The organism is Bordetella muralis, assembly GCF_965139205.1.
In the GTDB taxonomy this organism is placed as follows: domain Bacteria; phylum Pseudomonadota; class Gammaproteobacteria; order Burkholderiales; family Burkholderiaceae_B; genus Bordetella_A; species Bordetella_A muralis.
The window spans coordinates 67,524-81,467 of record NZ_CBCSIU010000008.1; the positions used below are offsets into that span (position 1 = coordinate 67,524).

General features: G+C 59.5%; 15 protein-coding genes and 2 pseudogenes. 7 read left to right on the forward strand and 10 right to left on the reverse strand.

All coding sequences use genetic code 11. The features are described from left to right. Nucleotides 1–27: 27 nt before the first annotated feature. Nucleotides 28–387: a hypothetical protein gene (locus ACNA0I_RS13490; RefSeq protein ID WP_415806520.1), complete on the reverse strand. Its 360-nt coding sequence runs from the start codon at nt 385–387 to the stop codon at nt 28–30. Between the two features lie 176 nt (nt 388–563). Between ACNA0I_RS13490 and ACNA0I_RS13495 the strand changes: the two genes are divergently transcribed. The 3 genes from ACNA0I_RS13495 to ACNA0I_RS13505 all read left to right on the forward strand — a co-directional run bounded on the left by ACNA0I_RS13495 (nt 564) and on the right by ACNA0I_RS13505 (nt 2,621). Then, a complete protein-coding gene (locus ACNA0I_RS13495; RefSeq protein ID WP_415806521.1) occupies nt 564–692 on the forward strand; it encodes an entericidin A/B family lipoprotein in 129 nt (42 codons plus the stop codon). 103 nt (nt 693–795) lie between these two features. After that, nucleotides 796–1,236, forward strand: coding sequence for a BPTD_2524 family lipoprotein (locus ACNA0I_RS13500; RefSeq protein ID WP_415806522.1), 441 nt, complete (start codon nt 796–798; stop codon nt 1,234–1,236). Nucleotides 1,237–1,328: 92 nt separating this feature from the next. Next, nucleotides 1,329–2,621, forward strand: a complete 1,293-nt coding sequence (locus ACNA0I_RS13505; RefSeq protein WP_415806523.1) for an aspartate carbamoyltransferase — start codon at nt 1,329–1,331, stop codon at nt 2,619–2,621. Between the two features lie 82 nt (nt 2,622–2,703). On the opposite strand, the gene ACNA0I_RS13510 is transcribed toward ACNA0I_RS13505, so the two are convergent. From ACNA0I_RS13510 to ACNA0I_RS13530, 5 genes and pseudogenes are all read right to left on the reverse strand, one after another. Further along, the gene (locus tag ACNA0I_RS13510) at nt 2,704–3,603 is read right to left on the reverse strand and encodes a recombination-associated protein RdgC (RefSeq protein WP_415806524.1); all 900 of its coding nucleotides are present in this window, start codon (nt 3,601–3,603) and stop codon (nt 2,704–2,706) included. 161 nt (nt 3,604–3,764) lie between these two features. Then, nucleotides 3,765–4,724 (reverse strand): Bug family tripartite tricarboxylate transporter substrate binding protein, encoded by a 960-nt coding sequence (locus ACNA0I_RS13515; protein ID WP_415806525.1) that lies wholly within the window; start codon nt 4,722–4,724, stop codon nt 3,765–3,767. Between the two features lie 33 nt (nt 4,725–4,757). Continuing rightward, a partial coding sequence (locus tag ACNA0I_RS13520; RefSeq protein WP_462935937.1) for an alpha/beta hydrolase occupies nt 4,758–5,153 on the reverse strand: 396 nt, incomplete at its 5' end. Nucleotide 5,154: 1 nt separating this feature from the next. After that, nucleotides 5,155–5,525, reverse strand: a pseudogene (locus tag ACNA0I_RS13525) (alpha/beta fold hydrolase); the annotation flags it as partial. Further along, on the reverse strand, nt 5,522–6,115 hold the full coding sequence (locus ACNA0I_RS13530) for an amino acid synthesis family protein (protein ID WP_415806670.1): 594 nt from the start codon (nt 6,113–6,115) through the stop codon (nt 5,522–5,524). The pseudogene ACNA0I_RS13525 and the gene ACNA0I_RS13530, both read right to left, overlap by 4 nt. 112 nt (nt 6,116–6,227) lie before the next feature. On the opposite strand from ACNA0I_RS13530, the gene ACNA0I_RS13535 reads away from it, so the two are divergent. Continuing rightward, nucleotides 6,228–7,133 carry a LysR family transcriptional regulator gene (locus ACNA0I_RS13535; RefSeq protein ID WP_415806526.1) on the forward strand — a complete coding sequence of 302 codons (906 nt, stop codon included), beginning with the start codon at nt 6,228–6,230 and terminating at the stop codon, nt 7,131–7,133. Nucleotides 7,134–7,270: 137 nt separating this feature from the next. Next, entirely contained in the window at nt 7,271–7,489 is a 219-nt protein-coding gene (locus ACNA0I_RS13540; protein ID WP_415806527.1) for a hypothetical protein, read from the forward strand. Between the two features lie 382 nt (nt 7,490–7,871). Here ACNA0I_RS13540 and ACNA0I_RS13545 read toward each other — a convergent pair. From ACNA0I_RS13545 to ACNA0I_RS13560, 4 genes and pseudogenes are all read right to left on the reverse strand, one after another. After that, on the reverse strand, nt 7,872–9,358 hold a 1,487-nt coding region (locus ACNA0I_RS13545), incomplete at its 5' end, for an MFS transporter (RefSeq protein WP_415806528.1). Between the two features lies 1 nt (nt 9,359). Then, nucleotides 9,360–9,533 (reverse strand): annotated as a pseudogene (locus tag ACNA0I_RS13550) (MFS transporter); the annotation flags it as partial. A gap of 225 nt (nt 9,534–9,758) precedes the next feature. Then, a complete protein-coding gene (locus ACNA0I_RS13555; protein WP_415806671.1) occupies nt 9,759–11,135 on the reverse strand; it encodes a sensor histidine kinase in 1,377 nt (458 codons plus the stop codon). Nucleotides 11,136–11,250: 115 nt separating this feature from the next. Next, the gene (locus ACNA0I_RS13560) at nt 11,251–11,943 is read right to left on the reverse strand and encodes a response regulator transcription factor (RefSeq protein WP_094820762.1); all 693 of its coding nucleotides are present in this window, start codon (nt 11,941–11,943) and stop codon (nt 11,251–11,253) included. A gap of 233 nt (nt 11,944–12,176) precedes the next feature. On the opposite strand from ACNA0I_RS13560, the gene recA reads away from it, so the two are divergent. Both recA and recX read left to right on the forward strand, forming a co-directional pair. Continuing rightward, nucleotides 12,177–13,244 carry a recombinase RecA gene (gene recA, locus ACNA0I_RS13565; RefSeq protein WP_415806529.1) on the forward strand — a complete coding sequence of 356 codons (1,068 nt, stop codon included), beginning with the start codon at nt 12,177–12,179 and terminating at the stop codon, nt 13,242–13,244. Between the two features lie 74 nt (nt 13,245–13,318). Continuing rightward, the gene (gene recX, locus ACNA0I_RS13570) at nt 13,319–13,933 is read left to right on the forward strand and encodes a recombination regulator RecX (protein WP_415806530.1); all 615 of its coding nucleotides are present in this window, start codon (nt 13,319–13,321) and stop codon (nt 13,931–13,933) included. The last annotated feature ends 11 nt before the right edge of the window (nt 13,934–13,944 follow it).

The window sequence follows — 13,944 nt, forward strand, 5'->3', positions numbered from 1 at the left end:
CGCGGCGCCTGCCGCAGCAGTGACTAACTATTGGGCCTGTTTACCCGGCTGGCCCAGCATGGCCACCAAAGCCTGTTTCAGATGCGGCGAAAAGATCGGCACTGTGTGCGATACGCCATCCCGGTCGGTGCCTTCTTTCAAGGTGACCGATTGCCCTTCGAAAATTTCCGGCGCTTTGCGCATCTCGACGTAGCGGGCGAGCAGGGCATCGACCTGGTCCTGTGCGACGCTCAAAGGGGACGCGCCGGCCAGCCGCCGGGCGGTATGGGCCTGCAATACACGATGCAGATCATCGATGAATAATGCCAACGCAGCTGAGCCCTGGGCGGGCTGTTGCCAACCCCAGCCTTGGTCCGAATTGCCGGGCGTAGAAGAAGAATGTCGCATACCGTCATCCTACCTTATGAAAGCTTTGGCGTGTATGACACAGTGTGCGCCGTTGGCGCGCTGATTTGTTTGGCGATTTGTTAAAAAAACGTGCATGATTACCGGGCCGGGGATCTGAAGTCCGGCGCCAGGGTCAGTGGGTCTGGCCTCGATGATAAGTCGTCATAGGAGAACTCATGAAGAATCGCATTTTGCTCGTCGTCTTGCTTGCTGTGTCAGCCATCTCGGCGGGGTGCAATACGGTTGCAGGAGCAGGCAAGGACATCGAGAAGGGTGGTGAAAGCATTCAACGCGCCGCTGATTGAGGTGGGCCGCCGCCGCTCACATGTTTCGTGGGCGGCACGCCGCGTGACGTGCGGCCAGTGTGATGCATAATGCCACCATTAGTACTATCTAGTGGGAATGACTATGCGCACTTTGGGTCTGGCAGGGTTGACCATGGCCGTTGTCTTGAGCGGCTGCGCCAGTAAAGGTTTATTGTCCGGCGATCCTCCGGGAGCGACAGAAACTTTTTCGGTACAGGCAGATGTCCAGGCGGCGCATCGACGCGCGGGCGAGTATGTACGTGTGTGCCATGAAGAGCGCGCCCATCCTTATGGCGTTGTGTACCAATCGCATCAGAGCCTGGGGGAAAAGGGCGCCCCCAACGAGATTCAGATTTTCAAGCAAACCGAGCCTGCCAAAATCCTGGAAATCATTCGAGCCCAATCCCAATCAGACAGCCCGAATGCGTCGAACGTCACTGTCATGGTCCTGGGAGAGGGGCAGTGGGATCAAGCCGAGATCCAGGCAGCCAGGGCTTCGATCCAGAGCGCAACCCCGGTATGCCGGCCGTTGGACAACAAATAACGCTCCTCGAAGCACGCTAGAAAATCGCTTGCGACGTACGAAATCCTGGGTTTAATATACGCATTGCGTACATTAGCAACCCAGGGGCCGCCATGTCCATTTCCCAGCAAGCCTTTCTACGCGACGCGATGCGTCGCCTCAATCTGACTCGTGATGTTTTCGCCACCCGTATCGGTGTGAAAAGGCGTGCGCTCGACACGTGGCTCCTGCCAGAAGGATCGCAAGAGTTTCGTGCGATGCCCGAGGTGGTCGAGCGTTTTGTCAGCGAAATCGTGCAAAACAGTGCCTTGCTCGAGAAATATACGCAGAGCGCACAGGTGGGCCCGCTGCGCGAGCGGATCTCCGTGAACGGCAAACACCAATTACTGTCGGTAGATCAATTTACGCGCGAATCGGTCGAGGACCTGTTTCGCGTGGCGGATTTGATGCAGCCTGTTGCTCGCCGGCAAAAAGTATCTCGAGTTCTGGAAGGGGCGGTGCTGGGTAATCTGTTTTTCGAGGCCAGTACGCGTACGCGCGTGAGTTTCGGTTCCGCATTCTGCCGCCTGGGCGGTTCGGTGTGCGATACCACCGGGTTTACTTTTTCCTCGATGGCCAAGGGCGAGTCGATTTACGACACTAGCCGCGTCATGAGCGGCTACGTCGACGCCATGGTGATTCGTCATCCCGATAAAGGCTCTGTCGCCGAATTTGCGCAGGCTACGAATATCCCCGTCGTCAATGGGGGCGACGGTCCCGGTGAGCATCCCAGCCAGGCGCTGTTGGACCTGTATACGATTCTCACCGAGTTTTCGCGTCTGGGTAAGCTGCTCGATGGCGCTCATATTGCCATGGTCGGCGATTTGAAATACGGGCGCACGGTGCATTCGTTGATCAAGCTATTGGCCTTGTACAAGGGCATCAAGTTCACCTTGATTTCTCCTCCTGGCCTGGAAATGCCGGACTACATCATCGAACAGGCCAGCCGCAACGACAATGTGATCGAGCAGAAAAGCAGCCTGGCAGAGGGCTTGACGGGCGCGGATGTAATTTATGCGACGCGCGTGCAGAAGGAGCGTTTCGCCCACGAGGAAAGCGAAGGCTACACGCCAGAGTTTCAGATCAGCCGCGCGACGATCGACGCGCATTGCGGACCCGACACGATTGTCATGCACCCGCTGCCGCGCGACAGCCGGCCAGGCGCTAACGATCTGAGCACGGATCTGAATGACGATCCGCGTCTGGCGATTTTCCGTCAAACGGATAACGGCATTCCGATCCGGATGGCGATTTTCGCAGTGCTGCTGGGGGTGGAAGGTCTGGTGCAGCATTCGATGCGCGACGTGACGTGGAAACATCCGTCGCATATCGGCCCGGACGATTCGATTTTTCACGGGCTGGATTGATTGTCCTTGCAGGCGGCCCGGCGGTAAAAGCAATGCAATGCCCCAAAGGGCTGGGTTCAACCCCCAGCCTTTGGGGCGTTTTTTAGATACGCTTTTCGCCGCCGAGGGCCTCGGTCAGGTCGGCCAGCAATTTGGCCAGTTCGCCCGTCATCAATGCCATGTCGGAATCGAATTTTTCATCGTCATTTTGCATGACGGTGTCGTTGCCTTCCTTGAGGACGTCCAATGGCGCAATACGCTTTACGTCGAGGGCTTCGGTCAGCACAAAGGACACGCGATCGGCCCAGGTCAACGCCAAGCGGGTGCATTGTTTGCCTGACTGAATGTGGCGGCGCACGTCGTCGACGTCGATGGAATGTTTGACATAGCGAATGGCGGCACGGCTTTCGCCCGAGGCGCGCAATTCGGTGTCCTGATCGATGCTGAAATTGCTAGGGGCCTCGTCAGCGGCCAGCCAGCCGGTCATGGCGGCGGCGGGCGATTGGGCGACGTACAGATTTTCCAGCGGCAGCGGGTCGATGGTCTTGACCAGCAGGCCGATGACTTCATCGGCCTTGGCCGAGGCGGCGGCATCGATTACCAGCCAGTGGTTGACCGGGTCGATCCAGACACGCGTGTCGCGATAGACGCTGAAGGCCTTGGGCAAGAGCTCGTCGGTGACGCGCTCTTTGATTTCCTTCATTTGCTTGCGGCCGGGCTTGTAGCCTTGTTGCTCTTCGATTTCCTGAGCGCGGGCGCGAGCGACCTGGTTGACGACCGTGGTTGGCAGCAATTTTTTCTCGGCACGCAGGCTGAGCAAAATCTGCTGATTGACGGTGTGTGACAGCGCAGCATTTTCGCGGGGCGAAATCCAGCCCACGCTTTGCATTTCGAGATTGTTGCCGGATTGATAAGCATGCCGCGCCAAGCTTTCTTCAAGCTGTTCGCCGGTCAGCGTCCACGGTGCGGATAGTCGGTAGATCTTGAGATTCTTGAACCACATGGCGTCGGGCAAAAGGGTTGATTCTATACGACCCTTGCCCGACTCGCCGGCAGGTCTGTGCTTTTCTTGTGTATCTCAAGGCGACATCGGGCCGGCTCTCGATGCTGGGTTCCTGCAGGCGCTGGCCGTGTAACGCCCGGCCAGTGGGGCTGCGTTTATGGTTAGAGATCGACTTTGACTTTGCCGGATTTCACGAGGGCTGCGACCTCGCGAATTTCGGACAACAAGGCCGTTTGCAACATCTCGGGTGTACCCCCTGTCGGGGTGAATCCTTGTTCGCCCAGCTTGCGCCGGACGTCCTCCGTTTGCAGTGCGCGGTTTACGCCCTGATTCAGCGCGGCGACGATTTCCGTGGGCGTCCCCGCGGCACAATAGGTGCCGAACTGGATTTGTGCGGAAAATCCCTGGTAGCCGCTTTCCGCAACAGTGGGGATGTCCGGATATTTGGCTAAGCGTTCTGAGTTGGTGACGGCCAGGACGCGTAGCCGGCCGCTTTTCAAGTAGGGCTCGACGGCAGCGACGGTGGCCACGACCACTTGGATTTGACCGCCCAGCAAGTCCGTCATCATGGGGCCAGTGCCTCGGTAGGGCACGTGCAGCATGTCGATGCCGCAGGCGGCCTGCATGAGTTCGGTGGCGATATGTTGGGGCGTGGCGTTGCCAGGCGTGCCAAAGGTCAGATCCTGAGGGCGAGCCTTGGCTTGTTCGACCAGTTCTTTCAAGGTCTTGGCCGGCACGTCGGCGCTCACTGCGACCATGTACGGCGAGCGCGCGATCGGACATACCGGCGCCAATTGTTGGAGCACCTCTTCAGGCGGTCTGGCGTAGTAGCGTACCGAGGGGACCAGGCCTGCAAATAGCAAGATACTGCCGTCTTTGGCGCCGTTGGCAGTGTAATCGGCGCCTAGCATGCCGCTGGCTCCTGGCTTGTTTTCGACGATGACGGGGCGGTTCATCGCAGGCTCTAGCGAGGCGGCAATTACGCGCCCCAGTACGTCGGTGCCGCCGCCTGGCGGAAAGGGCACGACGACGCGCAACGGTGCCTCACGCGTCCACGCTGGTTGAACGAGTCCTGCAGCCCCTAGGGCGGCGGCATATTTGAGTAGGGTTCTGCGATTCATGGTTTGTCTCCTCCCTTGGGCGGGAATCGTGCTTTATGCAGAGGCTGGCGAGAAAAAGCCGCACAACGCTTGAGCCACGGTGCCGGGGGCTTCCACGGGCAACATATGGCGCTGTCCTGCCACGATCTGCAATTGCGATTGCGGCAAATCGGCTGCCAGGGCTGCGCTCATGCGCGGCGTGGAGCCCACGTCATCGCTGCCTGTCATGACCAGTACCGGGCAACGGATCGCGTGTGTATCGATCAGACGATCACCTGTGGCGAACATCCGATACGCATGCAGAAAGCTTGTGCGATCGTTGGAGAGCAGGCGCCGTCCGATTTCCTGGACGCGAGCTTCGTGGCTCTGCCGGTAGGCAGGGGTGAACCAGCGCGCCAGAGAGACTTCTGTCGAGGCCTCAGCGTCCTGCGTCGCCGACGCATCGAGCCGNGCGCGCACGGCGGTGGCTTCGGCCTCGGTGCGTTGATAGACGGTGCTCAGCAGTGCGAGCCGCTTGACGCGTGCCGGCCTGGTCGCGGCGTAATGGCCTGCGATCAGGCCTCCCATGGAATAGCCCAACAAATGAACCTCATTCCAGCCGACGTGGTCCAGTACCTGGTCCAGTTGTATGGCGAAATCCTCTGGTGCGACGGCAGCTCGTAGTGGAGCGGCCTGTCCGTGACCGAGGAGGTCGTAACGCAAGACCTCAAAATCCGGTTCCAGGCACGGGGCGAGATCATTCCACAAGTGATGATCGAGGCCCACGCCATGCAATAGAACTAAGGGCTCGCCCTCGCCTGATCGACGCTGCGCAGCGTTCATTCTGCTTGCGCCTCTTGTTCCAGTTCTTTCAAATCGGAATAGCGATTGCCGATGCGGTGATGCGGACGGCCGGCGGTGGCCGCGCCCAAGGCGATCACGATTTCATCGGGGGCCGGCGCGTCATAGATGCAGGTCTGTACGGTCAGATAGTGAGAACGTAAGCCTTCGTCTTGCTTATGCATCATCGGGATCGAAATGACGCAACCCGGACCGCCTCGCGTGTTGGTGAAACTCAGGTAGCTGGAGCCTTCTACCGCGTTGCGATAGGCGTTGCCAAAGCGCAAGGTATGAATCAAGGCGGACGCATGTTCGACTTCGCCCGAAGTGCCGACGACGGCTGCTTTACCGTAGGCCTCGATCGCATCGGCCGACCCTGCGTGACGCAGGATCTCGCCGACCAGTAACTCGCCCAGTGGCGGTGCGGCGGCGAGGATTTCCGGACGCAGATTTTCCTGGAACGGCTTGTCGGCCCACGGGTTACGGATCACGGCGGCGGCCACGATCATCACCAGCGGCTTTTCGGCGGCTTTGCCCCCTTCGATCAGGGTCTTTTCTACGTAGCTAACGACTTTGCGAACTTGCACGGACATGCTGGCTCCCGGTTGAACGATGCGTGCATTGTTGGCGCTGCAGTCCAGTTTTAGCAATCTAAAATAATTCATGTTAATTTCGGAAAATCCGAAATTAGACAGATGGCACATCATGTCTGCTCCATTAAAAATTCAACATTTGCGTCAGTTCGTACTGGCGGCCGATCTCGGTAGTTTCCGGGATGCGGCCCAGGGCACTTTTCGTTCACAAGCGGCGGTTTCGGCAGCGATGCAGGACCTGGAACAACAGATTGGCGCGCCGCTGTTCGAGCCTGGCAAACGTGCGCGCTTGACGCCGTTGGGGCAGACGTTGCTGCCGTCATTTCGAGAGTTGCTGGCTACGCATGACCGTGTGCAGGACGGGGCGCGGCTCTATGCGATGGGGTACCAGGGGCCGGTGTCATTGGCGGTGATGCCTTCATTGGCAGATGAGTGGCTGCCGCGATTGGTAGCGCGTTATGCGCAGCGTCATCCCGACGTGCGAATCCGTGCGGTGGATGAGTCGTCTCCCAATGTGCATCGTCTGGTGCAGTCGGGGGATGTCCAAGTGGGTGTGGCAGGCCAATTGCCGCGTACGGATGAGTTGGCGTTCACCCCCGTCGCGCGCGATAGTTTTGGCCTGGTTTGCCGCAAGACGCATCCCTTGGCGCGGCGCCGCAGTATTCCGTGGTCTGCGTTGGCTGGCGAGCGATTGATTGCGAATGCGACGTTTGCCACGCTAAAGGGCCGCAAACTCGGCGCCGGGGTGGATGATCCGGCGATGGATATTTCGAATCGAGCTTCTTTGTTGGCCAGTGTGGCGGGAGGGCTCGGGGTGACCGCATTGCCCGTACTGGCTCGACCGCCAGCGAGTACGGGCTTGGCGTTTGTGCCTTTGGTTGAGCCGGTTGTCGAGCGTATAGTCGGCGTGTTGACGCGTCAGGACGAGACGCTCTTGCCTTCGGTAGCAGCGATGCATGCGCTGGCGTTGCGTTCGTTAGCCCAGTTTACGCGGCGCAAAGGGGCTACTTTGTATTAGCGGGCGGACGCTGCGTCGCACAATGGATCGGCAGCGTTTTCACGGGCAGCGTAGTGCGACGCGTTCTGTCACTGACAGAAGCCGGACCTTCTGGTATCGTCCGCCGCATCGTCATTGATGAATAAAGGATGATAACGATGAAACTGGCGACGCTTGTGGGTGCGGTGCTGATCGCAGTGGGTGCGGCGGCATTGGTGTACAAGGGTTTCGACTACACCAGCGAAGAAACCGTGTTGCAAATCGGTTCGGTCAAGGCGACGGCGGAAACGGAAAAATCGGTATCGATTCCGACCTGGGCTGGTATTGCTGCGATTGTGGCGGGTGTGCTGGTGATCGGCTTCGGCCGCCGCCGTTGATGTCTTGGGGCGGCCCGCCCCAAGACAAAAAAAAGGCCCGGCTTAAAAAAGCCGGNCCTGGCAGGGTCACACAATGCTACGCCGTTAAAGGCTCGCGGGGGGCGTAGCATCGGTGTCAGAGAACTGGCCCTGCAATTGCCAGACTGGGGATCAAACGTCCAGCAATGTAGGGCAAGGCCGTGTTCTGAGGTTCCAGTCTAATCTCGGCGGTCTGACATCGTCCTGAATCTCCGCTAGATAAAAAAACCGCGGCTGCTGCTGCGGCTTGCCGTCTCCGACTGCAGCGCTTTGAGCCATTGGAGCTGATCAAAAAAAAAGCTCCCGAAGGAGCTTGGAAGAGCCAGACAGGCGCAGCAGTCCTGCCTGGCGGGGGAAAGCGGTGTCAGTCGTTGATGTCCACGTCTTTGGTTTCGCGGACAAACAAGGTGCCGATGACCAGCGTCATGACGGCGATGATGATCGGATACCACAAGCCGTCGTAGATGTTGCCCGTCGCAGCCACGATCGCAAAAGCGACCGGGGGCAAGAAGCCGCCGAACCAGCCGTTACCGATGTGATACGGCAAGCTCATCGAGGTGTAGCGGATGCGGGTGGGGAACATTTCGACCAGCATGGCGGCGATCGGGCCGTATACCATGGTCACGAAGATCACCAGAATGGTCAGCAGGACCACCACCATGACCTTGTTCATTTGTGCCGGATCCGCCTTGGCCGGGTAGCCGTGGCTGCGGATCGCGTTGGTCAGGGCGGTTTTCAGCTCGGCAGACTTGGCCTTGAACTCATCCGCAGACATGTCCTTGCCTTCGAAGGAAGGAAACTCGTCATTGCCGATTTTGACCTTGGCCACGGTACCGGCAGGGGCTGCCTGGTTGGCGTAGTTCACTGAGTTGCCCGCCAGGAATGACTTGACCACATCGCATGAGCTCGTGAATGACGAGGTGCCCACCGGATTGAACTGGAACGAGCACGTGGCCGGGTCCGCAATCACAGTGACCGGTGCCGATGCCTGGGCTTTTTCGAGCGCGGGGTTGGCGAAGTGGGTCAGCCCCTGAAAGATCGGGAAATAGGCCACCGCGGCGATCAAGCAGCCCGCCATGATGATCGGTTTGCGGCCGATGCGATCAGACAGCGAGCCAAAGATCAGGAAGAACGGCGTGCCGATCAACAGGGCCAGGGCGATCAGGATGTTGGCCGTGTTGGCGTCGACTTGCAGCGTCTTGGTCAAGAAGAACAAGGCGTAGAACTGGCCGGTGTACCACACCACGGCTTGGCCGGCGGTCAGGCCCAGCAGCGCGATGATCACGACTTTCAGGTTTTTCCATTGGCCGAAAGACTCGGTCAGGGGAGCTTTGGAGCCGCGGCCTTCTTCTTTCATGCGTTTGAAGGTCGGCGATTCATTGAGCTGCATCCGGATCCACACCGAGATGCCCAGCAGCACTACCGAGATCAGGAACGGAATGCGCCAGCCCCAGGCTTTGAAGGATTCTTCGTCCATCAGGCCGCGTACGCCCATGATGACCAGCAGGGACAGGAACAAGCCCAGCGTGGCCGTGGTCTGGATCCAGGCGGTGTAGGCGCCGCGACGGCCTTGAGGGGCGTGTTCGGCCACGTAGGTGGCTGCGCCGCCATATTCGCCGCCCAACGCCAAGCCTTGCAGCAGCCGCAGCACGATCAGAATCGCGGGGGCGGTGATGCCGATGCTGGCATAGCTGGGGAGCACGCCCACGAGGAACGTGGACAGGCCCATGATGACAATGGTGACCAGAAAGGTGTATTTACGGCCGACCAGGTCGCCCAGGCGGCCAAAGACCAGGGCGCCAAAGGGGCGTACCGCAAAGCCTGCCGCGAAAGCCAACAGCGCGAAAATGANCGCGGCCGTGGGATTTACACCAGAGAAGAAGTGCCCCGCAATGATGGCCGCAAGCGAGCCATAGAGATAAAAGTCATACCACTCGAATACCGTGCCTAGCGACGACGCGAAGATCACGCGCCGTTCGTCTTTGGTCATCGGGCGCGGGCCCGCGGATGGGCCTGGGCTGGCCATCGATGCTGTGCTCATGATGTCTCCTCGTTTTGGACCGGTGGTGATCCACCGTGCCGGCTCGTTTCCGGTATGTTCCGGCATTAGGGCTAGTAGAAAGGTAGAAAACGAGACTGACGGGGTTCTGACGGGATGCTTACTTGAATCTTAATTTTGAAACCAAATGTATTTTTTTGGCGTTTTTCCCGGGATTTTGACCGGGTTCGGAGCGATCCGTCAGGGATATCCCTAGCTAGGGAATTGAATATTTTCGGGCCGCCCGTGTAAGGGAAACAACACACGGATGCATGCGCCGGGCAGGTCCGAGTGTGCGGTGCCTTCGAGGATTTCCACTTGCGCATGATGTTTCTGAGATATTTCGCGCACGATGGCCAATCCCAGGCCGCTGCCCTCGGCCCGGGTCCCCAGTACACGATAAAACCGGTCGAAGACGCGTTCGCGTTCTTCGAGAGGGATGCCGGGGCCGGAGTCTTCGACTTCCAGGATGGCATGAGAGGCAGAGTTGCGGACACGTACGGTGATATGTCCCCCCGATGGGGTATAGCGCAGCGCGTTGTCCACCAGATTGTTGAGCAGCTCGGCCAGCAGGATATCGTTGCCCGCAATCATGAGCGGCATGTCCGTGCCTTCAAATCCTAGATCGGTGTTCAGGGAGAGCGCTTGATGCACCCACTGCAACGTCTGCTCATGTGCAATGGCGTTCAGGTCGGTAGGCGCCAACTCGACCGAATGCGGATTCTCGGCACGCGCCAGCAATAACAGCTGATTCACGAGACGCGTGGCGCGTTCCGAGCCCATAATCAGTTGGCGCAGACTCGCTTGCATTTCGTCGGGACTGGCGTCTCGCAGCGCCAATTCGGCCTGCGTGCGCAACCCCGCCAAGGGCGTTTTCAATTGATGCGCGGCATCTGCGACAAAGCGTCGTTGCGCCTGCACGTTGGAGGACAAGCGATCCAGCAATTCATTCATGGCGCTAACCAGCGGCGCAATTTCCGACGGGGCGGCGCCTTCGTCGATGGGCGATAGATCGTCCGGACGGCGGGCGCGCAGGCGTTGTTGCAGGGCGTTCAGGGGGGCGACACCCCGTGACAGTCCGAACCACACCAGCAGCACCGCGATGGGCAGCACGATGAATTGCGGAATGATGACGCCTTTGATGATGTCATTGGTCAGTTCGGTCCGCTTTTCCATGGTTTCGGCAACCACGAGCAGCACGGGCTGAGTTTGCGGGATGTGTAAATCGACCCAGGTATAGGCCAGTCGTACGCCGAACCCGCGCAACGTGTCCTCTGCATACAGCACGATACCGGGTTGCGGTGGGCCGAGATCGGGAGGCAAGGGCAGGCCTTTGTCTCCGCCCAGTACCTCGCCGTGACTGCCTTGGGCCAGCCAGAACACGCTGTCGGTTTCGCCGGGATGCAGCACGTCGCGGACGGAGTCGTTGATGTCCAGGACAGCGCGTCCGCCTTGCGCATGCACATGGCGTGACAGAATGTGCAGGTTTTGCGCCAGCACCCGATCGTAAGGGACGTTGGCGATATTCTGCGCCACCACGTAGGTGATGGCCACGCTCATTGGCCACAGCAGGAACAACGGCGCCAGCATCCAGTCGAGGATTTCTCCCAGCAACGATCGCTGAGGGGGCGCGAAGCTGGGGCCTTTCGCCCCGCCACGCATGGCGTCCAGGGCTTCTTGGTTCAGCGACTCGCGCGCGGCCGGCTCAGTGGGTGAGGTGGCTGGCGGCACCTTGGTCCCGTTCAAGGCAATAACCCAGGCCGCGTACCGTGATGATCTTGACTCCGCTAGGCTCGAGCTTTTTACGCAATCGATGCACATAGACCTCGATGGCGTTGGTGCTGACCTCTTCGCCCCATTCGCACAGGTGGTCGACGAGCTGGGTCTTGCTGACCATGCGGCCACTGCGAGTCAGCAGGATTTCCAGCAGGCTGACCTCGCGGGCGGACAAATCCAGGGTCTGGTCATCGACCAGCGCGACACGTCCGGTCTGGTCAAACACCAGGCGGCCATGGCGCAACAAGGTGGCTCCGCCGCCCGCGCCGCGCCGTGTCAGGGCACGCACGCGGGCTTCCAGCTCGGATAGAGCAAAGGGTTTAGCCATGTAATCGTCGGCACCCAGATCCAGGCCTTTGACGCGTTGCTCGACGCTGTCTGCCGCCGTCAGGATCAGAACCGGCATCGCAGAGTTGCGCGCACGCAACCTGCGCAGGACTTCCAGCCCGGTGAGCTGGGGGAGTCCCAGGTCTAAAATGAGCAGGTCAAACGGCTGGGCGGCGAGGGCGGAATCGGCGGCGGCGCCGTCGCTGACGGCGTCAACGGCGTAACCATTGTGGCGCAATGAGCGGGACAGGCCATCGGCCAGGATGCTGTCGTCTTCGGCGATAAGGATGCGCATGCAGTGAAAGCGGGGCAAGAGCCGTTAAGGGCGCACGACATCAGGACGATATCGCGTGCAGGCATTCTGGCACAGCCTCAGCTAATTTGCCCATCCAGGGAATCCCTGGAAAAATTTGGCACACTGGATTTATATACAGTACAATCGAATGCAATAATCGCCGCTTCGACGTGCAGCGCTTTGCCGCGCGTTAAACCTCACAGCGTCAACATCATTTATCCACGGGAAACCACATGGACGACAAAACCAGCAAAGCAGCCGCCTCGGAAAAGGCCAAGGCGCTGGCAGCCGCGCTTTCGCAAATCGAAAAGCAGTTTGGCAAAGGCTCGATCATGCGTTACGGCGATAACGAAGTCGAACACGACATCCAGGTCGTGTCGACGGGCTCGCTGGGGCTTGATATCGCATTGGGCGTGGGTGGCTTGCCGCGTGGGCGTGTGATCGAGATCTACGGCCCTGAATCGTCGGGCAAGACCACGCTCACGCTGCAGGTCATCGCAGAAATGCAAAAAATCGGCGGCACCTGCGCGTTCATCGACGCGGAACACGCGCTCGACGTGCAGTACGCCTCCAAGCTGGGCGTCAATCTCACCGATCTGCTGATTTCGCAGCCCGATACCGGCGAGCAGGCCCTGGAAATCACCGACGCCCTGGTGCGCTCGGGTTCGGTGGATCTGATCGTGATCGACTCGGTCGCCGCGTTGGTGCCCAAGGCCGAAATCGAAGGCGAAATGGGCGATTCGCTGCCCGGTCTGCAGGCTCGCCTGATGAGCCAGGCGCTGCGCAAACTGACGGCTACCATCAAGCGCACCAATTGCATGGTCATCTTCATCAACCAGATCCGGATGAAGATCGGCGTCATGTTCGGCAACCCGGAAACGACTACCGGTGGTAATGCCCTCAAGTTCTATTCCTCTGTGCGTCTGGACATCCGCCGCATCGGCTCCATCAAAAAGGCCGAAGAAGTCGTCGGTAACGAAACGCGCGTCAAGGTCGTCAAAAACAAGGTGTCGCCTCCGTTCAAGCAGGCCGAGTTCGACATCATGTATGGCGCCGGCATCTCACGCGAGGGTGAAATCATCGATCTGGGCGTGCAAGCAGGCGTGGTCGACAAATCGGGCGCATGGTACAGCTACAACGGCACCCGCATCGGTCAGGGCAAGGACAATGTCCGTGAATACCTGAAAGAGCATCCCGAGCTCGCCATCGAGATCGAAAACAAGGTGCGTGAAAACCAAGGCATCGTCAGCCGTGCAGCGACGTTCCCGGCTAGCGAGGCCGAGACTACCGACGCAGAATGATTCGTCAGCGGGGAGCTTCGTGGCCACGTCGCGGCTCGTCTTCACGCGAACCTGACGACGGGGGATTCGAGACGATGAAGACCTCTGGTACAGGGAGGGATGGCGAAAATCGCCGGACACTGTCTGCACCAGAAGACGAGTTCGAAACCCGAGGCAGACGCACGGCTCGGGACGATGATTTCGAGACGCGAGGCAAACACGAGCCCCGGGATGATGATTTCGAGACCTTGGGCAAACCTAAACCGCGTGGGCCTAGCCTGAAGGCTCGCGCGGTGGGTTATCTGTCGCGCCGCGAATACGCGCGCAATGAATTGGCGCGCAAGCTCCAGCCTTATGCAGAGGATGCTTCCGACATTGAGCCAGTGCTCGATGCGCTGGAAAAGGAAGGCTGGCTATCTACCGAGCGATTTGCGCATAGCCTGGTGCATCGTCGTGCCGGTCGGCAGGGTACTGCACGCATTGTGCAAGAACTGCGTCAGCACGGCGTTGCCGAGGATCAAGTCGCACAGTTGCGCGACGATCTGCGCGCAACCGAGTATCAGCGTGCGCTTGAGGTGTGGCGCAAGCGTTTTTCCACAAAGCCCAGCGATCGTAACGAGTATGCCAAACAGGCCCGCTTCCTCGCGGGCCGAGGCTTTGCTCATGATGTGATCCGTCGCCTGTTGGGTGACGAGCGGGACGATGATTAATCAAAAGCGGT